The sequence below is a fragment of the Corynebacterium sp. HMSC061H03 genome (assembly GCF_001838215.1).
In the GTDB taxonomy this organism is placed as follows: Bacteria; Actinomycetota; Actinomycetes; order Mycobacteriales; family Mycobacteriaceae; genus Corynebacterium; species Corynebacterium jeikeium_D.
In genome coordinates this window covers 1-20,312 of the sequence record NZ_KV836087.1, presented here as the reverse complement: position 1 = coordinate 20,312, position 20,312 = coordinate 1, and the positions used below count along the sequence as shown (strand labels likewise).

19 protein-coding genes are annotated in these 20,312 nt (G+C 56.0%); 14 read left to right on the top strand and 5 right to left on the bottom strand.

Annotated elements, in window-relative coordinates; all coding sequences use genetic code 11:
• The first annotated feature begins 388 nt into the window (after window positions 1-388).
• A complete protein-coding gene (locus HMPREF2787_RS10095) occupies window positions 389-826 on the top strand; it encodes a hypothetical protein (RefSeq protein WP_070859175.1) in 438 nt (145 codons plus the stop codon).
• Between the two features lie 185 nt (window positions 827-1,011).
• On the opposite strand, the gene HMPREF2787_RS10090 is transcribed toward HMPREF2787_RS10095, so the two are convergent.
• The 3 genes from HMPREF2787_RS10090 to HMPREF2787_RS10080 all read right to left on the bottom strand — a co-directional run bounded on the left by HMPREF2787_RS10090 (window position 1,012) and on the right by HMPREF2787_RS10080 (window position 4,170).
• Window positions 1,012-2,532, bottom strand: coding sequence for an acetaldehyde dehydrogenase ExaC (locus tag HMPREF2787_RS10090; RefSeq protein WP_070859174.1), 1,521 nt, complete (start codon window positions 2,530-2,532; stop codon window positions 1,012-1,014).
• Window positions 2,533-2,653: 121 nt separating this feature from the next.
• On the bottom strand, window positions 2,654-3,379 hold the full coding sequence (locus HMPREF2787_RS10085; protein ID WP_038626003.1) for a LuxR C-terminal-related transcriptional regulator: 726 nt from the start codon (window positions 3,377-3,379) through the stop codon (window positions 2,654-2,656).
• Window positions 3,376-4,170, bottom strand: coding sequence for a sensor histidine kinase (locus tag HMPREF2787_RS10080; RefSeq protein ID WP_083276310.1), 795 nt, complete (start codon window positions 4,168-4,170; stop codon window positions 3,376-3,378). The genes HMPREF2787_RS10085 and HMPREF2787_RS10080 overlap by 4 nt, the downstream gene beginning before the upstream one ends.
• Window positions 4,171-4,296: 126 nt before the next feature.
• Here HMPREF2787_RS10080 and HMPREF2787_RS10075 point away from each other — a divergent pair, with 126 nt between their 5' ends.
• The 9 genes from HMPREF2787_RS10075 (at window position 4,297) to HMPREF2787_RS10035 (ending at window position 14,922) form a co-directional block, all read left to right on the top strand.
• Complete coding sequence (locus HMPREF2787_RS10075; protein WP_042389415.1) at window positions 4,297-5,013, top strand: ABC transporter ATP-binding protein; 717 nt, start codon at window positions 4,297-4,299, stop codon at window positions 5,011-5,013.
• The gene (locus tag HMPREF2787_RS10070; RefSeq protein ID WP_070859173.1) at window positions 5,010-6,446 is read left to right on the top strand and encodes an FtsX-like permease family protein; all 1,437 of its coding nucleotides are present in this window, start codon (window positions 5,010-5,012) and stop codon (window positions 6,444-6,446) included. Before HMPREF2787_RS10075 ends, HMPREF2787_RS10070 begins: the two co-directional genes overlap by 4 nt.
• A gap of 188 nt (window positions 6,447-6,634) precedes the next feature.
• A complete protein-coding gene (locus tag HMPREF2787_RS10065; protein ID WP_042388806.1) occupies window positions 6,635-7,909 on the top strand; it encodes a PhoH family protein in 1,275 nt (424 codons plus the stop codon).
• A gap of 97 nt (window positions 7,910-8,006) precedes the next feature.
• Window positions 8,007-9,143, top strand: a complete 1,137-nt coding sequence (locus tag HMPREF2787_RS10060) for an ABC transporter ATP-binding protein (protein WP_016423093.1) — start codon at window positions 8,007-8,009, stop codon at window positions 9,141-9,143.
• 81 nt (window positions 9,144-9,224) lie between these two features.
• Window positions 9,225-10,436: a DUF4032 domain-containing protein gene (locus HMPREF2787_RS10055; protein WP_172620277.1), complete on the top strand. Its 1,212-nt coding sequence runs from the start codon at window positions 9,225-9,227 to the stop codon at window positions 10,434-10,436.
• 514 nt (window positions 10,437-10,950) lie between these two features.
• Window positions 10,951-12,234 (top strand): ABC transporter substrate-binding protein, encoded by a 1,284-nt coding sequence (locus tag HMPREF2787_RS10050; RefSeq protein WP_088611979.1) that lies wholly within the window; start codon window positions 10,951-10,953, stop codon window positions 12,232-12,234.
• A gap of 179 nt (window positions 12,235-12,413) precedes the next feature.
• Window positions 12,414-13,259 carry a carbohydrate ABC transporter permease gene (locus HMPREF2787_RS10045; RefSeq protein ID WP_016423090.1) on the top strand — a complete coding sequence of 282 codons (846 nt, stop codon included), beginning with the start codon at window positions 12,414-12,416 and terminating at the stop codon, window positions 13,257-13,259.
• A gap of 18 nt (window positions 13,260-13,277) precedes the next feature.
• Window positions 13,278-14,174, top strand: coding sequence for a carbohydrate ABC transporter permease (locus tag HMPREF2787_RS10040; RefSeq protein WP_042389412.1), 897 nt, complete (start codon window positions 13,278-13,280; stop codon window positions 14,172-14,174).
• A 115-nt stretch (window positions 14,175-14,289) separates the two neighbouring features.
• Window positions 14,290-14,922, top strand: coding sequence for a MusI family membrane protein (locus tag HMPREF2787_RS10035; protein ID WP_070859172.1), 633 nt, complete (start codon window positions 14,290-14,292; stop codon window positions 14,920-14,922).
• 87 nt (window positions 14,923-15,009) lie between these two features.
• Here HMPREF2787_RS10035 and HMPREF2787_RS10030 read toward each other — a convergent pair whose 3' ends face one another.
• Window positions 15,010-16,014 (bottom strand): PfkB family carbohydrate kinase, encoded by a 1,005-nt coding sequence (locus HMPREF2787_RS10030; RefSeq protein WP_049189606.1) that lies wholly within the window; start codon window positions 16,012-16,014, stop codon window positions 15,010-15,012.
• 94 nt (window positions 16,015-16,108) lie between these two features.
• On the opposite strand from HMPREF2787_RS10030, the gene HMPREF2787_RS10025 reads away from it, so the two are divergent.
• Together HMPREF2787_RS10025 and HMPREF2787_RS10020 are read left to right on the top strand one after the other, a co-directional pair.
• Entirely contained in the window at window positions 16,109-16,675 is a 567-nt protein-coding gene (locus HMPREF2787_RS10025; protein ID WP_048732776.1) for a thymidine kinase, read from the top strand.
• A gap of 587 nt (window positions 16,676-17,262) precedes the next feature.
• Entirely contained in the window at window positions 17,263-18,762 is a 1,500-nt protein-coding gene (locus tag HMPREF2787_RS10020) for a rolling circle replication-associated protein (RefSeq protein ID WP_070859171.1), read from the top strand.
• A 5-nt stretch (window positions 18,763-18,767) separates the two neighbouring features.
• On the opposite strand, the gene HMPREF2787_RS10015 is transcribed toward HMPREF2787_RS10020, so the two are convergent.
• Window positions 18,768-19,088: a helix-turn-helix domain-containing protein gene (locus HMPREF2787_RS10015; RefSeq protein WP_141763287.1), complete on the bottom strand. Its 321-nt coding sequence runs from the start codon at window positions 19,086-19,088 to the stop codon at window positions 18,768-18,770.
• Between the two features lie 195 nt (window positions 19,089-19,283).
• Between HMPREF2787_RS10015 and HMPREF2787_RS10010 the strand changes: the two genes are divergently transcribed.
• Both HMPREF2787_RS10010 and HMPREF2787_RS10005 read left to right on the top strand, forming a co-directional pair.
• A complete protein-coding gene (locus tag HMPREF2787_RS10010) occupies window positions 19,284-19,637 on the top strand; it encodes a hypothetical protein (RefSeq protein ID WP_070859169.1) in 354 nt (117 codons plus the stop codon).
• Between the two features lie 113 nt (window positions 19,638-19,750).
• Window positions 19,751-20,242, top strand: a complete 492-nt coding sequence (locus tag HMPREF2787_RS10005) for a hypothetical protein (RefSeq protein WP_070859168.1) — start codon at window positions 19,751-19,753, stop codon at window positions 20,240-20,242.
• Window positions 20,243-20,312: the final 70 nt, after the last annotated feature.

Sequence of the window (20,312 nt, the reverse complement as noted above, 5' to 3'; positions counted from 1 at the left end):
GCATGCGGACACACTTTTCTTTACTTAACCCCAAAAGTACGCGGATAATGGGGTAGGTAAAGAAAAGCGTGTCTGGGCGGTGCGTCGCCGGTGGGCACCTTTCGCCACTTACCCCAGTGCGAGTTACTGACTGCGTTTATGGCTGATGGCGTTGGGTGGATGCGAGTTACTGACTGCGTTTATGTCAAAAATGGCCTGAAAAATGGCTTGAAAGTGTCATAAACTCACACAGTTTCACATTTGCAGCCCGTAAGTTTTCGGGTTGTCAGTTTCTCTCCTTACCCCACTTTATGCTCGGAGATCTTTGTTCTTGTGGGCGTGACTCGATTCTCCACTGAGGAGGGGAGATTCAGCATTTTTGGAGGTCATCTCACGTAACCTGGGACGCATGAGGCTCGACAATATAACCCGCCCCTTGCTGGCGTCCTTTTTCGCCGCGGTCGCGTGGAGTGTTTTAGGTGGGCTAATCTTGCCGGAGCCCAATCTCGCCTACGACGAAGGAATTGCGTCGTGGATTGTGTCCATGCTGGTCTCAGTAATGCTGGTTGGAGCAATAGCCGTTTTCGCCGGTGATGGGTCGTTGGCTCGGGGGATGGCCAGCGCGCGGAGCATTGTCGCAGCAGCTACCGGCGCAGGAATTGCCGCGCTTGGCGATCTGGCATTCCTATTTCTCACCACGCCGCCCGATGGTCAGGACGGCCTGGTCGTCGCCTATGTCGTGTTCTTTTACATCCCGCTACTATTTCTCGGCGGATGGGCCGCTAGTGCCGCGATTAATCGGATGCGTAGGTGGTACCGGCAAGTGAAGAAAGAAAGAGAGACCTAGCTGGCGGCCGTGAGCTAGGCCTCTAACTTTGGAGTCGCCAGCGCCTGGTGCGTCAGGTTAAGGCCGACCATCGTAACCTGCCAGGCGCGGAGGGCGTTTTTTTTGGGGGGCAGAGGCGATTGTCGACACCTTCATCGGACGTGAATCGGAATCGACAAATCGCCTAGCCCCAAGGGGTCGGATTCTTAGAACAGGCCAGTCGGGTTCTCGTCGTAAGAGACGAGCATGCACTTGGTCTCCTGGTAGTGCTCGAGCATCATCAAGTGATTCTCGCGGCCGATACCGGACTGCTTGTAACCGCCGAAGGCTGCGTGAGCAGGGTAGCTGTGGTAGTTATTCACCCATACGCGGCCAGCCTGGATACCGCGGGCAGCGCGGTAGGCGTTGTTCTGGTTGCGGCTCCACACGCCGGCGCCAAGACCGTAGATAGTGTCGTTGGCAATGTCGAGAGCCTCGTCCAGAGTCTTGAAGGTTGTCACGGCCAGGACCGGGCCGAAGATCTCCTCACGGAAGAAACGCATCGAGTTGTTGCCTTTAAAGATGGTCGGCTCGACGTAGTAGCCTCCCTCCAGCCCTTCGAGCTTGGCGACGTTGCCGCCGGTGAGAACCTCCGCGCCCTCCGTCGGCCCGGACTCCAAGTATCCGGAGATTTTGTCCAGCTGCTCCTGGGACGCCTGGGCACCCATCTGTACCGACGTATCCAGCGGGTTGCCGGTCTTAATCTGCTTGACGCGCTCGACCGCGAGCTTCAGGAACTCATCAGCGATGTCTTCGTGGACCAGGGCTCGCGACGGGCAGGTGCAGACCTCGCCCTGGTTCAGCGCGAACATGGCCAGGCCCTCGATGCACTTCTCACGGAACGCGTCGTCGGCATCCATGACGTCGGGGAAGAAGATGGATGGGGACTTGCCGCCGAGCTCCAGCGTGATTGGAATAATCTTGTCGGACACTGCCTTGTTGATTACCTGGCCAACGGCAGTCGATCCGGTGAACGCAATCTTGGAGATTCGGTCGCTTGCGGTCAGCGCAGCACCGGCTTCGGTGCCGAGGCCATTGACGATGTTGAGGACGCCGTTCGGAAGTAGATCGGCGATGATCTCGGTGAGCATGAGAATCGACGCGGGGGTCTGCTCTGCAGGCTTGAGCACGATGCAGTTGCCGGCGGCGAGGGCCGGGGCGATCTTCCATGCGGCCATCAGGAGGGGGAAGTTCCACGGGATGATCTGGCCGACGACGCCGAGTGGCTCGTGGAAGTGGTAGGCGACCGTGTTGTCGTCGATCTGCGAGATGCGCCCCTCCTGCGTGCGGGTGGCGCCGGCGAAGTAGCGGAAGTGGTCGATTGCGAGCGGGATGTCAGCGGCGAGGGTCTCGCGGATGGCCTTGCCGTTCTCCCAGGTCTCGGCGACGGCAATCTTCTCAAGGTTTTCCTCTATACGGTCCGCGATGCGGTGGAGGATCAGCGCCCGCTCGGCCGCAGGAACCGAGGCCCAGGAGTCCTTCGCTTTGTGTGCGGCGTCGAGGGCGAGCTCAATGTCTTTCTCGTTAGACCGCGGAACCCGGCAGAAAACCTCGCCCGTAACCGGGGTGGAGTTGTCCATGTATTGCCCGTCTACTGGAGGTGTCCACTTACCGCCGATGAAATTCTCGTACTGCTCCTTGTACGTGAAGATCGCATCGGGGGTGCCGGGGTTGGCGTAAACAGTCATGTAGACACTTCCTTTCGATAGGGAAACAACAAACGTATGAGCCAACATTAAGTTGTGACTCGTGCCACAATCAACACTTATTTTTTCATCGCTTTTGCGAGAGATACGATTGCTGCCGACCCTAAATCTGCCCCGACGTTGCCGTGAGGAACTCCAAAATTGCCCGCACACGGCGGTTTTCCTCACCGGGCTCCAGATGCAGCTTCATAAAAATGTTGGACACGTGTTTCGCCACTGCCGCCCCGGAAAGCACGAGGTCATCGGCAATCTGCTTATTGGACTTGCCGCGTGCCATCAGCTCGAGCACTTCGCGCTCGCGCGCCGTTAAACTGGCTAACCCCGATTTACCGGACTGCATCAATGCCGTCGCCACATCAGGGTCAATCACCACGCCACCACCGGCGACGACTTCGAGCGAACCCAAGAAGTCCAGCACCTGGCCAACGCGGTCTTTGAGCAGATACCCGGTCCCGCCACTGGAGCTGCTGCCACTCGAGCCAACCCCAGTACCAACCCCAGCACTACCTCCAGCCCCGCCCGGCGAGAACAACTCACGCGCATACGCCGGCGCCACATACTGCGACAGCACCATCACATTCAACTGCGGATAACGCTCCCGCAACTCGACCGCCGCCCGCAGGCCGTCATCGCTCATCTTTGGAGGCATGCGCACATCGGTAATCACCAGGTCTGGCAGCTCGCCCGTGTCATCAAAACGGTCATCGATGTCCGCCACCAGGCCGTGGGCAGTGTCGACCATCGCAATCACTTCATGTCCACGCTTTTCGACGAGCCCCGCGACCCCCTCCCGCAGGAGTGCCGAGTCATCCGCAATGACAATTTTCATTTCTTCTCCGCACCTTTCATTTCCACGTCTTCCATCTCCATGCCTTCCATTTCTCCAATACCCGATTCCCAGCGGTTCAACATCAAAGGAATTCTGGCTATTACCTGCGTTGGCCCACCTTCGGGAGAGTGCATGGTCATCGCACCGTCGAAAGTGGCTAGACGCTCTTTCATGCCCCGCAATCCGCGCCCCAATTTTGCGCCGCCAGGGCCTTGGTCCGTAATTGAAATATTCAGTGTTTGATCCGAGGTGAGCAGCACAGAAACAGGAGCGTTCGGTGCATATTTCGCCGCATTAGTCAGCACTTCTGCACAGAAAAAATACGCCGCGGCGAGCACACTTTCTTCCAATTCCGGCAGGGGATAGGGAGTGTGCACAACAACGTGAGGGCCGTATCCTTCAGCAATCTCTTCAACAGCCGCTTGCAGACCGCGATCGCGCAACACCTGCGGGTGAATTCCGTGGACTGTCCGCCGCAAAGCGCGTAATCCATCCTCCAAATGGCCGCGAGTTTCCGCGAGGAGCTGCATTAATTCCTCATTGCCAGTATTGGATGCCTCCAATTCTGCAAGTCCCAATTTCATTGAAGCCGCAACAATGTATTGCTGAGCTCCGTCGTGGAGGTCATTTTCAATGCGGCGACGTTCAATCTCGAAGGCTTCGGCAATTGTTCGTCGTGAAGCGGTAAGTTCGGCGATGCGAGCGGCGGCGGATTCCTCGTAGCTGCGTTTATGCGCTTTTTCGCGGCGGTTCGCGCCGATATATTTGCGGAAATAATCCTTCAGCTCCATAGTTTCCTATGGTACGAAAGCTCTGTCTACGGAGGAATTAATTTCCGGCATAGTAGACCTAGCACTACCGCAAAAGGAAAGTGGGCACGGTGTTGAAATCGCCTCCGTGCGAGTGAAATGAGTGCCATGACAGACAACAACAGCCCAAGAAACGCACGACTTTGTATTCGTGACATCACTAAGTCCTACAATTCAGCTCCCGTTCTCACCGGCATTTCGCTGACCATTGAGCCCGGCGAAACCGTGGCAGTCATGGGACCGTCAGGTTCTGGTAAGTCCACGCTGCTGCACTGCATGTCCGGCGTGTTGCTGCCGGACGACGGCGACGTCATCTTCGGTGACACAAAGATTAATTCGCTTTCTGATGCCGACCGCTCCGCCCTCCGCCTGCACGACTTCGGCTTCGTTTTTCAAGATGGCCAGCTCCTTCCCGAGCTGACTGCCAGGGAAAACGTTGCTCTGCCCATGATTCTGCAGGGCAAGAAGCGCTCAAAGTCACTCGCGCTTGCCGACGATGTCCTCAGCCGCCTGGGCCTAGAAGACCTAACGCGCCGTCGCCCAGGACAGATGTCCGGCGGCCAAGCACAGCGTGTAGCAATTGCCCGCGCGATGGCCGGCGAGCCAGGTGTCATCTTTGCTGATGAGCCGACTGGCGCGTTGGACCAGTCCACAGGCCATGAGGTCATGCAGCAGCTCACCGCGTTGGTGGAGCAGACTGGTACGACATTGGTGATGGTCACGCACGATGTGAAGGTGGCCGACTGGTGTCGTCGACGTGTGGAGATCCGCGATGGCCTGATTCACGACGACCGCATGCTGGCAGGAGCGGAGGTTACAAAGTGAGCACCGTAACTGAAGCACCAAAACCCCAGAGAATTCGTACCGGCGCACTAGCGGACTTGAGCACGCGGCTGCAGCGCGCCGGGCGTGAATCGCATTCGGGAAACGGCTGGTTGTCCGCACTGTCCGTGGTAGCTATGACCGTGAGTACCTGGTTGGCGTTGGTCGTCGTCGGTGGCACGGCGATGTTTTACCGCCGTTGGCAGGCTGAGCCAAATCTGCCGCCGAACCCAACGCCCGAGGATTACATGAATCAAGGTCAGGGCGAGATGTACCTGCAGCTGGCACTTGTGGCCTGTGTTTTTGTGATTCCGGCAATGGTTTCGCTGGTAGCACAGTCGGCGGTGCTTGGCGCTGCAGGACGTGAGCAGCGGTTGGCAACTCTGCGCTTGATTGGTCTGTCTAACGGGGCAGTTACGCGCATGGTGATTATCGAAACCCTCGTATTGGCAGCCGTTGGGCTTGTGGTGGGCACGTTGTTGTCGGTGGCCACTGCGCCATTCTGGGCGATAATCAAGTTCGACAATGACTACCTGGATACCTGGGACATGTTGCTGCCCTGGTGGGGCTACCCGCTGGTCTGGGTTGCCGTGGTGCTACTCGCACTCTTTGCCGCTGTGGTCGGTTTGCGAAGGGTGATGATTTCACCACTCGGCGTTAGCCGCAAGGAAGTGCCCAAGTCGATGAAGGCATGGCGCATGATTGTGGCCGTTGTTATCGGTGCGATCGTCCTGTACGTGATTGCCAACTCCAATATCGCGGGTGGAACCGTCACTGCCACGCTTGGTGTCGCAGCGATGATGTACCTGATGGTCTGGGCAATTGGCCTGGTGGCGCCTTTCTTTATCCAGCTTGTTGCCCGCATCTCCAGCTTCTTCGGCACTTCAAGTGATTTTGTGGCGACGCGACGAGTAGCGACTAACGCTAAGGAATCGTGGCGTCGAGTAAGTTCCATGGCCTTCCTGTCTCTGCTGCTTGGCTACACAATGATGGTGCCTGGCGAAGACAAGATTGAAGAGGTTGCAGATGTCACGTTCGCGCACGATATTGCAACCGGTGTGACTATCACTTTCGTAATCGGTTTCATTCTGCTGCTGGTGTCAACGCTTCTGACTCAGGCCTCAGCCGTCTATGAAGAGGCATCGCTGACAAAGGCGCTGGACTTCATCGGGACGCCAATCAACTTCCACCGCACGGTCACTTTCAAGCAGACATTCTTTCCCATGCTTGCGACCAGCATCTTCGGCTTTGTCATGGGCGCGCTGTTGGGAGCCACCATGTTCGGCCCGATTGCGAACGAAATCACGTTTGGTCAACGCTCCCTTGTAGTTGCGCTGGCGTATCTCGTGGGAGTTGTATCAGTTGGCGCTGTGACCTTGGCGGTTGATCCGCTTCGCCACAAGTTGCTGGGTCGCCAAATCCGTCACAACGACTAGTCACCATTGCAACGACTAGTTGCCATTAAAAGGGCAGTGGAGTGGCCGGGCAGTGGTGCTCGGTGCTCGGCCAGTTCCTTAGGGTTCAACTTGAGGATTAGAGCCTGTAACCAACTGTGGTTCATCTGATAACCAAGCATTCATCTCACAACCACGTAATTTCTACCTCTGACTTTTAGCCTGAGGGCATGCGTACCTACGTGCTTGATACCTCGGTCCTGCTGTCCGATCCCCACGCCACCAAGAAGTTCGATGAGCACCAAGTTGTGCTTCCGCTGGTCGTGGTGAGTGAGTTGGAGGCCAAGCGCCACCACCCAGAGCTGGGGTGGTTCGCCCGAGAAGCGCTCCGTTTCCTCGAAGAGCTGCGTTACCGCTACGGCCACCTGGACCGGCCTGTGCCCGCCAATGATCTTGGCGGGTTTATGCATATTGAGCTCAACCACTCCGATCCCTCCATCCTTCCCGCAGGCTTCCGCACCGCCGAAAACGATCACCGCATTCTCGCTTGCGCCCTCAATCTTCAGCACGATGGCCATGATGTCGTGCTGGTCACCAAAGACATTCCGCTTCGCGTCAAGGCTGGTGCGGTCGGCTTGCCTGCCGACGATTACCGCGCCCAGGACGTCGTTCTGACTGGGTACTCGGGAATGGTGGAAGTGGACGTCGACCCGGAGGAAATTGATCGTCTCTTCGCCAATGGGTTCCTTGAGCTCGAGCAGATCCAGGATCAGCCGCTGCACTGCGGCGTGCAGCTCAGCGCTGGTAGTCAGTCTGCGCTGGCACGGGTGAGCGCCCCGGGCGTCGTCAAGCTTGTGCGGGGCGATACGGAGGCGTTTGGCCTGAAGGGGCGGTCGGCGGAGCAGCGTGTGGCGCTTGACCTGCTGTTGGATGACTCGGTAGGGATTGTGTCCCTCGGCGGCCGAGCCGGTACGGGTAAGTCGGCGCTTGCGCTGTGCGCGGGACTGGAGTCGGTGCTGGAGCGCGGACTGCATCGCCGGATTGTGGTGTTCCGTCCGCTCTACGCGGTAGGCGGTCAGAACCTTGGCTACCTGCCAGGTAGTGAGGACGAAAAGATGAACCCGTGGGCGCAGGCTGTTTACGACACCCTGGAGGGATTGGTTTCAGACAACGTGATGGATGAGATTGCCTCGCGCGACATGCTGGAGGTACTGCCACTGACACACATTCGCGGTCGTAGCCTGCATGACAGCTTCGTGATTGTCGATGAGGCACAGTCGCTGGAGCGCAACGTACTGCTGACGGTGCTGTCGCGTCTTGGTAGCAATTCCCGGGTCATCCTTACGCACGACGTGGCGCAGCGTGACAACCTGCGCGTCGGCCGCCATGACGGTGTGCAGGCGGTGATTGAAAAACTCAAGGGGAACGAGCTTTTTGCACACATCACGCTGAAGCGCTCGGAGCGCTCGAAGATTGCGGAGCTCGTGACGGGGCTGCTCGATTAAGAGTAAGCTTGTGAGGCAGATACGTAGGAGCTGTTCCTGCGATTACTTTCACTCGGATCGTTCGGCACGTACCTGCCGATGAAAGGTTTGTATTCACATGGCTACTGTGACTTTTGCTGATGCCACTCGCATTTACCCTGGTGCGACGAAGCCTTCTGTGGACAAGTTCAACTTGGAAATTGCCGATGGCGAGTTCCTGGTTCTGGTGGGCCCCTCCGGTTGTGGTAAGTCCACAACACTGCGCATGCTTGCCGGTCTGGAAGAGGTCAATGAGGGCAAGATTTTCATTGGAGATCGTGATGTGACCAATGTCTCGCCCAAGGATCGCGATATTGCGATGGTCTTCCAGAACTACGCCCTGTACCCGCATATGACGGTGCGCGAGAACATGGGCTTCGCGCTCAAGATTGCTGGTGTGGACAAGGACGAGATTGACCGTCGTGTCGAAGAAGCTGCGAAGACCCTGGATCTAACTCAGTTCCTGGATCGTAAGCCTAAGGCTCTATCCGGTGGTCAGCGTCAGCGTGTGGCAATGGGGCGTGCGATTGTGCGCAAGCCGCAGGTGTTCCTGATGGACGAGCCGTTGTCGAACCTGGACGCGAAGCTGCGTGTTCAAACCCGTACTCAGATTGCGGCCATGCAGCGTCGGATGGGTGTGACCACCATGTATGTCACCCACGACCAGACTGAGGCGCTGACCATGGGCGACCGCATCGCGGTCATTAACTTCGGTGTTCTGCAGCAGGTCGGTACCCCGCGGGAACTCTACGAAACCCCGGCAAACGAATTCGTCGCGGGCTTTATTGGCTCGCCTGCGATGAACCTGGGCACGTTCAACGTCTCTAATGGTTACGCCACGTTGGGTGAGGCCAAGATTAAGCTGCCGGAAGCCACACTTGCTGCAATCACGCCGGAGGATCAGAACCAGATTATCGTGGGCTTCCGTCCGGAGGCATTCGACCTGGTCGAGGGTCCGGGCGATGACGTCATTCCGGTGCAGGTTAACTTGGTCGAGGAGTTGGGCTCCGATGCATTCATGTATGGCGACCTCGTCGGTGGCGGAGCACTGAGCTCCGGATCTTCCTCTAACCCGGACGAAGAGGAACACGGTCAGGTGGTTATTCGTACCGCCCCGCGCACCGCGCCGAAGTTGGGCTCGGTAGTTTACGGCAAGATTCGTCCGGGCATGCTGCACCTGTTCTCGAAGTCGACTGGTATGCGCCTTCCGGCCTAAACTCTTTCGTTTAGATGAAATGAGTAGCTGGTAGGGCAGTGGGACAGTAAGACAGTTTTAGGAGCCACCGTGTCGGAAACTATGAAAATAGCCGCGACAACGGTGGCTTCAAAGCTTTTGCGCCTTCCTTGGCATATACCTCTGGAACAGTGGCCAGATGATTTGTTAGCCGCCTTGCCTCAGGGAATTTCGCGACACATTGTTCGATTCGTCAACTTAGATGACCGCGTCATTGCAGTGAAAGAAATTGGTGAGTTCACTGCTCATCATGAGTATCGAATGCTGCGTGACCTGGTCAGGCTCGGTGCTCCATCGGTTCGCCCGCTCGCGGTAATCACCGGCCGGAAGGATCCAGATGGCGAACCGTTAACTGCCGCACTCGTCACAGAACATCTCGAGTATTCGCTGCCGTATCGTGCAGTTTTTTCTCAACAGGTCACCCGCGAAACTGTGGTCCGCCTGATTGACTCGCTGGTAGTCCTGCTAGTTCGGTTACATCTCCTTGGTTTTTACTGGGGTGACGTGTCACTGTCGAACACGTTGTTTCGTCGTGACGCAGACGCTTTCTCCGCCTACCTTGTCGACGCGGAAACGGGAGATTTGCAAGGCACACTCTCAGATTCCCGCAGGCTTTACGACGTTGACGTTGCCCATACCAACATCATCGGAGAGCTCATGGATCTGCAGGCCGGCGGATTTCTCGATCCTGAGTTGGACGTAATTGCGGTGGGTAGGCGCATTATTGAGCGTTATGAGGACCTGTGGCAAGAGCTGACGGGGGAAGAATCTATTGGTGTTGAGGAGCCTTGGCTTGTCGATGAGCGGATTCGCAGGCTCAACGACCTCGGTTTCGATGTTGGCGAGCTGAAAGTCACCAGTGATGGTGGCCGCGTTGTGTTCCGACCACGAGTGGTTGACGCAGGGCATCACCATCGGCAGTTAATGCGACTGACGGGGTTGGATGTTCAAGAACGGCAAGCGAGGCGGATGCTCAATAGTATGCAGACCTTTCGGTTGGCGGAAGGTCTTGAAGGGGTTCCGCTAGAGCAGGTTGCGCACCGATGGCTGCGTGAAGTTTTCGAGGCCACAATCCTGGCTGTGCCCGAGGGGCTGCGTGGAAGGCTGCAGGATGCGCAGGTTTTCCACGAGGTCTTGGAGCATCGCTGGTACATGGCAGAAAAACGCCGTGCGGATGTGCCGCTTCAAGAAGCGGTGCAGAGCTACGTGGACCGAGTGTTGCCCGGGCATCGCGACGAGTCCGTATATCTTCCGGCGAGCGATGAGGTCGAGTAGCTCTCTAGAAGCAGACTGTCGAGCGTACGATTATTTCAAAAGTGACAAGTAAACGATCCGCCAGAATATTATAAAAATATACATTCAGGCCAAACAGGGGTGCTTTTGGTGGTCGGGTGGTTGTCGGGTCTGCGTGTGATTGTCGCGGCCAGGTGCCTACTTTGGTGCCGGTAGGCGGCTCTGTTCAGCGAAAACAGCTCGAATTCTAGGTGTGCTTTCGAGAGCTTTTGCTATTTTTCTCCTTTGCATTTGTTCACAGCTGGCTGAAGGTCAACCTAAATTGGTTTTGGTCAAGTAAGATTTTGGTGAGACCGAATACCCGCGTGGGTGGCGTCGAAGTTCGCATGAAAGGCTACTTCTAGCCGCAGGGCGGGATAATCCAATTAGGCCACGGCTGCTGGCAAATATTCGTCCGAATTTCTCGGAGGATGCCATTGAAGTGGCCTTTCTTCTCAAGGGAGAAAATATAGTGAAGAACTTCAAGCGCCTTTCAGCTCTGTGTGCAGCAGGCCTGATGGCAACCGCTGGTTTGGTTGCGTGCTCGAGTGATGATGCGGTTGCAGATGGTGGTGTCTACTTCCTTAACTTCAAGCCGGAGCAGGATGCCGCATATCAGAAGATTGCGAAGGCATACACTGACAAGACTGGTGTCCAGGTCAAGGTCGTTACCGCTGCTTCGAATTCCTATGAGCAAACTCTGAAGGCCGAGATTGGTAAAAAGGACGCGCCAACACTGTTCCAGGTCAATGGTCCGGCGGGCCTGCGTACTTGGCAGGAATACATGGCTGACATGTCTGACACTGAGATCGCACAAAACCTCAACGAGGGCATCGAGCCGCTGAAGGGCGAGGACGGCAAGGTATACGGCGTCCCGTTTGCAGTCGAGGGGTTTGGCTTGATCTATAACGAAGAGATCATGGACAAGTACTTCGCGCTGCCCGATGCCAAGGCCAAGAGCATCGACGAGATTAAGGCCTTCGGAAAGCTGAAGGAAGTCGCTGAGGACATGCAGGCCAAGAAGGACAAGCTGGGGATTTCCGGCACCTTCGCTTCCACCTCGCTCGCATCCGGTGAGGATTGGCGCTGGCAGACACACTTGGCCAACGGACCGGTTCATTATGAATTCGAGGACCTCGGCACCAAGGAAACCGCTGATGTGAAGTTCAAGTACAACAAGGAGTTCAAGAACCTCTTTGATCTGTACCTGAATAACTCCACTGTCGAAAAGACTCTGGCCCCGTCGAAGGCTGTGTCCGACTCGATGGCTGAATTCGCTCAGGGCAAGGCCGCTATGGTTCAGAATGGCAACTGGGCATGGTCCCAGATCAACGATGTCTCCGGCAACGTGGTCAAGCAGGACAAGATTAAGTTCATGCCTATGTACATGGGCCTGAAGGACGAGGATAAGACCGGCATCTCGGTTGGTACTGAGAACTACCTGACGGTCAACTCTAAGGCTTCGGAGGCTTCCCAAAAGGCAACGAAGGACTTCGTCAATTGGCTGTTCAACACCGATGAGGGCAAGAAGTACGTCGTCGAGGATCTTGGATTCATCGCTCCGTTCCAGAACTTCACTGAAGCCGACACTCCGAATGACCCGCTGGCCAAGGAAGTGGCCGCAGCAATTGAGAACGAGGACCTGACCACCATCCCGTGGGACTTCCAGTACTTCCCGTCTCAGCAGTTCAAGGATGATTTTGGCGCAGCGCTGGCGCAGTACGCTTCCGGAAAGATGCCGTGGGACAAGGTTGTCGAGACTTTCGCCGACAGCTGGAATGCGGAATCTCCGAACAATTAAATACCAGCAAATCAATGGTGATCCATTCCATCGGTGAGTGTGAAGCGAAAGCTTCTCGCGCATGAACAACCGACGGAATGAGTTCATCCAATGGCAAGGCGGAGCTCGGGGCTCGGTGACCTGTTAAACCGGTCTCGAGGCACCGGGCTCCGCCTTTAGCTTTAGGAGCGGTGTTGTAGATGCAAGCAACATTGAAAAAGTATTTCCCAATTTTCGTGCTACCCACGCTGATTGCCTTCGCAATCGCGTTCCTGGTGCCGTTCGTTATCGGTTTCTTCCTATCATTTACTGACTTCACAACCATCACTAATGCGCAGTGGGTTGGTATCGAGAACTACCAGAAGGCATTTAGTGAGCGCGAGGGCTTCGTCGCTTCCTTCGGATTCACTCTCATGGTGGTTGTTGTTTCCATCATTACTGTGAACTTGTTCGCGTTCTGGATCGCATGGATTCTGACGCGCAAGCTGAAGGGCACGAACTTCTTCCGCACAGTCTTCTTCATGCCGAACCTTATCGGTGGCATCGTGCTCGGTTACACCTGGCAGTCGATGATTAACGCCGTGCTGGCATCGTACGGTACGACGATTGTGTCCGACTGGAAGTTCGGTTACGCCGGTCTGATCATCCTCATCAACTGGCAGCTGGTCGGTTACATGATGATTATCTATATTGCCGGTCTGCAGAATGTCCCACCGGAGCTCATCGAAGCTGCGGAGATTGATGGCGCCGGACGCTGGGAGATTCTGCGGCACGTTACTATCCCGATGGTCATGCCATCGATTACCATTTGCCTCTTCTTGACCCTGTCGAACACTTTCAAACTCTTCGACCAAAACTTGGCCCTGACCAATGGTGCGCCGGGTTCAGAGACAGAAATGGTTGCTCTGAACATCGTCAACACCATGTTCAACCGAATTGGTGTGGAGGGCGTTGGTCAAGCCAAGGCAGTAATTTTCGTCGTCGTGGTCGTAGCGATCGCGATGCTGCAGCTGCGTGCTACTCGCAGCAAGGAAGTGGAGGCATAAATGTCTGTCGACGCTGCAATGACCACTGAAACGGCCACCAAGCTCCCCAAGGCCAAGCCCGCTAAGCAGGACGAGGCCAAGGTGGGAGGCGTATCTAAGGTCATCATCTACGCGATTCTGGTGTTTTTGACCGTCGTGTTCTTGGGGCCAATCGCGTTCATTATCTTCAACTCGTTCAAGTCCAAGTTCGCAATTTCAGATAATCCCTTCCAGCTGCCACTAGGTGACATGTGGGTCGGGTTCGAAAACTACGCCGTCGGCCTGATGAAGGAGGGCTTCGGCTGGGCGATCGTGTGGTCCTTTGTCATCACGATCCTCTCGGTTATTGCGATTGTGTTCTTCTCTGCGATGACGGCTTACTACATCACGCGAGTGAAGACGTGGTGGACCTCGCTGCTGTATTACCTGTTTGTGTTCTCGATGGTCATCCCGTTCCAGATGGTGATGTTCCCGACCGTCAAGATCGCCGACATGCTGCATTTGAACAACCCAATCGGCATTGTGGTTCTCTACTTGGGCTTTGGCTCCGGCCTGTCGGTATTCATGTTTGCCGGCTTCATCAAGTCCATCCCGATTGACATCGAGGAAGCCGCGATGATTGATGGCGCATCTCCGATGCAGAACTACTTCCGCATCGTTTTGCCCATGCTCAAGCCGACTGCAGTGACAGTCGCCATTCTGAACGCAATGTGGGTTTGGAACGACTACCTGCTGCCGTACCTGGTCATCGGCCTGTCCACTAAGTACAAGACCATCCCGGTTGTCGTGCAGAGCTTCGTTGGCTCCAACGGTAACCGTGACCTTGGCGCGATGATGGCAATGCTGGTGCTCGCAATCATTCCGATTGTGATCTTCTACGTCGCCACCCAGAAGCACATTATCGAGGGTGTTGCTGCGGGTGCCGTTAAGGGATAGTCGCCTAAGCGTTAGCGCATAGGACGCCAAGCACCGCGTTTTACGAAAGCGAAAGCCTCAACCGCGTAGGTTGAGGCTTTCGTCTGTTAATCAGCCTTTATTAGGATATGAACCCGTGGATAGATTTTTCAGCACCGATACAAAGTTCTACGCAGCCTGGTCGCTGTTAGCAGACCTTGTAATCATCAACCTGCTGATGATCGTCGCATCCATCCCGATAGTCACTGCAGGCGCCGCAACTCGCGCTGGGGTAGTGGTCGCTCGCGATATGGTCCGTGACGAAGGCTCAAGGCCCGTACAGCGCTTCTTGCGCGCACTGCTGGACAATTGGCGCACACCAACCGTGTGGTGGCTATTCACCGTGGTTCTCGCCGGAGCCATTGGCTATGAGTTTTACGTTATTTCCCGCGCGGATCTCGGCACTGTCGGCCTAATCTTCGCCGCAGGAGTTACCTCCGGGGCGCTAATACTGCTGGGAATTACCGCCTGGGTCTACTCGCTGTGCTCGCTTTCCGACGGTCAGTCGTCGCTACGCCGAACCCTGGCAACGGCCACCAGCATGACCGTCAAAAACCTGCTGCGGACTGCGCTCGCAGTTTTGGCGCTTCTCATCGTGCCCGCGGCCATATTCTTTTTCCCGGCGAAGATCTACGCGATTGCTACCTATGTCTTCCTCATCGGGTACGCGTTGAGTTGGTATTTGGTGATGCTGGCGCTTGAGCCCGTTCTGCCAGACAATGCTGGGTAGGTTTTCCCACTGGCCCCACTGGCTCCACTGGCCCGACTGGCACTGACTTAATCGGCGCCAGCTCGCGCACCAAGTCGTTGACGACCCTTAGCCCTCGTACTCTTTCACAGAGGGAAAATCCTCCGCCTCGACCATCTCCAGCAGTTTTTCGCGGCGCACAAAAGCGGAGCATGCGCCGACGGCCTGTACGGCTGCCGCACCTGCTGCGGTGGCCAGGGGGACGGCGTCGTAAAGCGAGGTGCCCTTAGCCAGTTCCGCGGTAAGCGTGCCGACGAACGCATCACCGGAGCCAGTGCCGTCGACAATCTTCTCCTCTGGCAGCTTAAGCGCGGGGTGCTCGTAGATTGTCGGCTCGTCGTCGAGACCGTCGGAGTGCTGTGCGAAGAGACAGCCGTGGTCGCCCCGGAGCATGACGACACTGGGGCAGTACTGCAGAAGTGCCTCGAGCTGTGCGCGGTAGTCGGTAGCGCGGATGCCCTCGGCGATGTCCAGGCGACGGATTGTTTCCCAGGCGCCCTTCATGTTGACGATCAGCGGATCTGCATGGTCAATCAGCGCAGGTGTAACGGTTACGACCGGATTGAGGTTCAGTACCAGACGCGCGCTGTACATGGATGCGACGGACGCGATGGCCTCAGTTGCTTCCGGAAGTAGCTCGCCTTGCGCGAGCACGACATCCGCTGATGCGAACTCGTCGACGAAATCGGTGGGGTCGGTTAGCGCATCGGCACCGCGCTGGACAAAAATCACCGGGCGACCCTTGCGGTTCGTTGCGACGAAAGCGCTGCCGGTCGGCAAATCCCAGGAAGTCTGAATGGAGTGGACATCTACGCCGTGTGCGTTGAGTTCCTCGACCACGAAATCCGCTGCGCGGTCCTCGCCAACAGTTCCGGCCATAATCGCACGGACACCGTCATAAGCGATAGCAACGGCCTGGTTGGCGCCCTTGCCGCCCAGCATATTCGTGCCGTCATCAACGATGAGCGTGCCACCTTCTGCGGGTACGCTATCGACCTGTACCAGGGTATCTAGGTGGATAGATCCACATACAACAACTGTTGGATTCTCATTCAGGTCAGGAATCGGCTGCATAAAAATATAGGATAGTCGGGAATTCAAATCCGTGTTGGCGGCCCGAGTTTACAGCCGTCAGAGCCCGCGAATCGATGCCCTACAATCGATGGCTATGGCAAAACTGTACTTCCGCTACGGAACCATGAACAGCGGAAAATCCATCGAGGTCCTCCGCGTCGCCCACAACTACCGCGAGCGCGACATGCGACCGTTGATCGCCAAGCCGGCCGTGGATACTTTGGCTGACGGTGATGTGCACTCCCGCATCGGAATCGCGGAACGCGCGCACCTCATCCACGATGGCGATGACCTTTCCTCGCTTGCCGACGGCTACGATTGCCTGATTATCGATGAGGCACAGTTTCTTACCCCTGACCAGGTCGATCAGTTGCTGGGAATTACCCTTCGCGGTACTCCGGTGCTCTGCTACGGTCTGCGTACCGACTTTCGCACGCATGCCTTCCCAGGCTCCCAGCGCTTGCTCGAAGTTGCCCACACCATTGAGGAAATCAAGACAATTTGCACCTGTGGGCAGAAGGCCATCTTTACTGCACGGTTGAATCCGGACGGCAGCATTATCCTCGACGGCGAAACCGTGGAAATTGAGGCACTCGAAGCGCCGAAGTACATCTCCCTATGCGCCAGCTGCTACAACCGGATGTCGGGTAAATGGGCGTGAGTAGAGCCCAGAGTTTTTAGTGCCCCCACCAGGGCTCGAACCTGGGACAAAAGGATTATGAGTCAGGCGCTCCCGCTACTTTTTTTGGGTAGTGGGGCTGACCAGGGGTTTTGTGTTTTTTGCAGTTATCGCTAAAAACCGGCGCACCGTGCGGTGTTAGCACGGTGCTATACTGAATGCAAACCGAATATTTTTCCCTACCCCCGATTGAGTGGAAAACCGCTCAATCCTGAACTTTGCTACTCATCTACATCTAGCCCCCGCGACTAACGGAGTCCCAGCGATGCCGAGCGAAACGGGAGCGGGAGCGAGCGTAGTGCGAGGTGAGGTCGAGGAGGGGCGCGAACGACCGCAAGGTCGCACGCGCAAGCCCCGACGCTGACCGAATCCGAAACGGAGCGACGCGGACGCGGGAGTGCGAGCGAGTGCGAGCGCAGGCGGAGTGACCAGGAGCAAGGGGGCGCACCGAACAGCGCCGACAGGCGCGTGAGGTGCGGTGGCACAGGGCTTGTCTTGTGTGCCACATCTCCACGGGAGGTGTGGAAAAGGGGAAAACGAACAGGATATCAAGAGAAACGGATTAGGAAATGTTGACTACTATCGAAGCGGTAGACCAGGTGATGCCGTGGCTGTCACCGGTGGTACTCGACTCTTCAACGGGGGACGGGGCGTTAATCCGGGAATGTCGTGAAAAGCTCCCGAGTGTGCTTGGCGCACGTGAGACCCCTCGGGATTATTTAGTCCATGTTTCTCCCGGGACTATCCAGCTGGCTTGTCGTGACCTCCAGGCTCTCGATAGGAGAATCGCTGCCCAAGAAAAGGAGGAACGTGAACGCGCGCGGATTAGTGAGGAAGCGGCTTTCCGTCGAAAAGTTGTTGATCTTTATGACGCAATGGAGGGGGTTTTGCGCTGGCTAGATGCGCAAAGCGGGTGGATAGTAGGCGGTAAGGAGGAAGACCTCCAATTAGGAGAGATGGGGGGTCGGCAGGTAAAGCGCCTGCTGGAAGAGGAACCATCCATTGGGCATGACCTTGCGGTTTTAGAGTTTGTCACCGATGAGGCGCGGTTGAAAAAAGATTTCGACTTTGAGGTTCTTCAGTGGCACTATGACCAGCTGGTCAAGGGGTCGTGTCCGCCGTGGCTATTTTGGCGGTTGATGCCGCTTTTTGATGACATTCTGGGTGAGAAGAAAGCCCCGCGAAAAATCCGTCACTGGTCGGCGAAGAGTCGCCGGCGCATGCTGAAAACGTGTGCGGAACTGGATTGGGAGTCGGTGATTTCCCTGTCGGAAACGTCCGATTTTTCAATGGCGATGGTTACTCTGACGTATCCAGGTGCGGGGAAAAAGTGGTTGGACTACGTACCGAATGCCCAGGTTGCGCAAAAGCACTTTGCTGCACTTCAGGAACGTTTTTATCGAGCCTGGGGGGTTCGTATGCAGGGTATTTGGAAACGGGAATTCCAGAAAAGGGGGGCACCTCATCTTCATGTTTTGATGTTGATTCCCACCTGGGGGATCGCCCGCGAAAAGGAATCCCCGTTTATTACGGATACTGATGTGATGTTTTTCCGTGAGTGGCTGTCGATTGCCTGGGCGGAGGTAGTCGGCGCGGAAGGCATGGATTACGTCAATCATCTCTACGCCGGAACTGGTGTAGATCAAATCGAAAAATTTAGCAGTGCGAAGAACGTCGCTGGCTACTTTTTGAAATATGCCAGCAAAGATAGCAAGTTTGCTACCAAGGAATACCAGAATCTTCCGCCGTGGGAGTGGAGTCACAGTGACGAATCGGTGGGCAGGTTCTGGGGTGTCCTCGGTATTAAAAAAGAGGTCCGCACGGTGCTGGTATCAAAGGAGGAATTTGTGGCATGGGGTCGGCTCCTGCAACGTTGCTGCGCTGCGAAATTTCCTGGAAAAAGGCGATTTCGGGGAAATTTTCACGCCGGTTGGGTACTCACTGAAGACCTTCACGGCACGGTCGCGCTCGTAAAAGACCTTGTGCGGTCGCTACAGGCTATGGGCGGTAGCGTGCTCGATTCTCCACCTGTAGGTATGCGGGGGAGTGTTTTTTCTCGCGTTAGTTGAGTGGTTTACCGCTCTGGTGAGTTTTCTTCTGCCATTTCCTCGGCAATGAACACGTTGCCCTTTTTTATCCAGTCTCGGATTGACGCTTGTGAGATTCCGAACTCGGCTGCGAGTTGTCTTTGTGTGACTCCGGGGTACGCGGCGGTCAATGCAGTGAACATGTAGATGAGTTTGCGTCCGCGTTCTTCCTGTTCAAGCAGGCGTTTTACGGCGGTGATATTCGCCTGTATTGATGCGTCTAGGTTGTTCTGCGCTTTTACTGATTTTCCTAGCTCTTCCGCAAGGCGTCTGCCCTCGCGTGCGACCACGTTTCCCATGTTTTCCATGAGCATTAGGGTAGTGGTCATAGCGGTAAATTGCCAGGTTGAGAGGTTGACCGCGCGCATGAATGGTTTTGTGCTATACTGTCGTCAGAAGGAAAAGAGTTAAGGATTCAATCAGGGAATCTAGACTCGGCAAGTCGCCTCCTTTTTTCATCACTAAGTGAGTGGAAAACCACTCGCAAGAAAGGTTAGGTTGTCATGAAGTTCGACGCGTCATCTCTCCGAATCATCACTACTGGTGAGGAAACCTCCCGCCCCGTCTATGAGTATGTGGACGGCAAGCGCACTGATGTCATCAAGAAGGACGATGCGGGTCATGAAATGCACCGAATCATGAACCTCCCAGCGGTCTGGAATGGCGAATCAGTCGAGGTCGCGCTGGTGCTCCCTCGTGAGTTCACTGTTCCGGCATACAGCATTCTCGTCGCAAAGAACGGAACCATCGAAATCGGTGCCCGTGCCGATGGAAATTTCGCACAACTTCGCTACTCCGTTAACGCCTCGGCTGTTGAGGCGATTGGCTCTTACGCGGACATGCTGCGCCTGAAGTAAAAGCCGGTTCACTTGTGGGTTCCGCACCATTGGACGCTGGTGCGGTTCGCCAGGGGAGAACCGACGAGGAAAGCTCCCTATTTCTTGTTCCACCTATATATAAGGGGTCCAAAGTGGATTTCGTTTCAATTGTCGTTTTGTGTGCGGTGGTTTTCATCGCGGTGTATGCCCTGATGAGTGCCTATGAGCACAAGCACCCGCCTGTGCCTGCTGGTTTGCGAATGTTGACTGAATCGGAGCGTTCCGATCTTCGCGAGCATGAATCCGAATTTATGAGTCGCTGGGGCGATGAGGAAGCCTGCAAAGATTTTTTCGAAGCGACCGGCACGTTCTCGGGTGATGAAACTGGGCTCGAGCCTGAGCTTCGTCAGTACCCTCGTCCGATTCGTGCGGAAAAAACCGCTAGGGGAGTCGAGGTCACGCTTCAACTCCCTATTGGTATCGACGCGGAAGACATCGAAAAAGCTATTCGCCGTGGTGGTGAATGGGTCGCGATTGATGGTGTGGTGGATACGCTGGTAGAGCGTAAATCCCCTGGTCGGGTGGTTGTTCGCGCTGTGACTCGTCAGGCTTTCGAGCAAGACCTGGGTGGCGATTTTCTGTGACTCTCACTGATACTCGTCCGTGGGCGGTCGATGAAAACGGAATGCCTGTGGTCTGGGAGCCAACGTCTGT

What these genes read in the sequence shown, in the direction of transcription:
- HMPREF2787_RS10020 (WP_070859171.1), top strand. Translation starts at nt 17,263, where the DNA reads ATGTTGACTACTATCGAAGCGGTAGACCAGGTGATGCCGTGGCTGTCA.
- HMPREF2787_RS10095 (WP_070859175.1), top strand. Translation starts at nt 389, where the DNA reads ATGAGGCTCGACAATATAACCCGCCCCTTGCTGGCGTCCTTTTTCGCC.
- HMPREF2787_RS10085 (WP_038626003.1), bottom strand. Translation starts at nt 3,379, where the DNA reads ATGAAAATTGTCATTGCGGATGACTCGGCACTCCTGCGGGAGGGGGTC.
- HMPREF2787_RS10065 (WP_042388806.1), top strand. Translation starts at nt 6,635, where the DNA reads ATGCGTACCTACGTGCTTGATACCTCGGTCCTGCTGTCCGATCCCCAC.
- HMPREF2787_RS10075 (WP_042389415.1), top strand. Translation starts at nt 4,297, where the DNA reads ATGACAGACAACAACAGCCCAAGAAACGCACGACTTTGTATTCGTGAC.
- HMPREF2787_RS10090 (WP_070859174.1), bottom strand. Translation starts at nt 2,532, where the DNA reads ATGACTGTTTACGCCAACCCCGGCACCCCCGATGCGATCTTCACGTAC.
- HMPREF2787_RS10060 (WP_016423093.1), top strand. Translation starts at nt 8,007, where the DNA reads ATGGCTACTGTGACTTTTGCTGATGCCACTCGCATTTACCCTGGTGCG.
- HMPREF2787_RS10040 (WP_042389412.1), top strand. Translation starts at nt 13,278, where the DNA reads ATGACCACTGAAACGGCCACCAAGCTCCCCAAGGCCAAGCCCGCTAAG.
- HMPREF2787_RS10045 (WP_016423090.1), top strand. Translation starts at nt 12,414, where the DNA reads ATGCAAGCAACATTGAAAAAGTATTTCCCAATTTTCGTGCTACCCACG.
- HMPREF2787_RS10055 (WP_172620277.1), top strand. Translation starts at nt 9,225, where the DNA reads ATGAAAATAGCCGCGACAACGGTGGCTTCAAAGCTTTTGCGCCTTCCT.
- HMPREF2787_RS10015 (WP_141763287.1), bottom strand. Translation starts at nt 19,088, where the DNA reads ATGGAAAACATGGGAAACGTGGTCGCACGCGAGGGCAGACGCCTTGCG.
- HMPREF2787_RS10025 (WP_048732776.1), top strand. Translation starts at nt 16,109, where the DNA reads ATGGCAAAACTGTACTTCCGCTACGGAACCATGAACAGCGGAAAATCC.
- HMPREF2787_RS10080 (WP_083276310.1), bottom strand. Translation starts at nt 4,170, where the DNA reads ATGGAGCTGAAGGATTATTTCCGCAAATATATCGGCGCGAACCGCCGC.
- HMPREF2787_RS10010 (WP_070859169.1), top strand. Translation starts at nt 19,284, where the DNA reads ATGAAGTTCGACGCGTCATCTCTCCGAATCATCACTACTGGTGAGGAA.
- HMPREF2787_RS10030 (WP_049189606.1), bottom strand. Translation starts at nt 16,014, where the DNA reads ATGCAGCCGATTCCTGACCTGAATGAGAATCCAACAGTTGTTGTATGT.
- HMPREF2787_RS10050 (WP_088611979.1), top strand. Translation starts at nt 10,951, where the DNA reads ATGGCAACCGCTGGTTTGGTTGCGTGCTCGAGTGATGATGCGGTTGCA.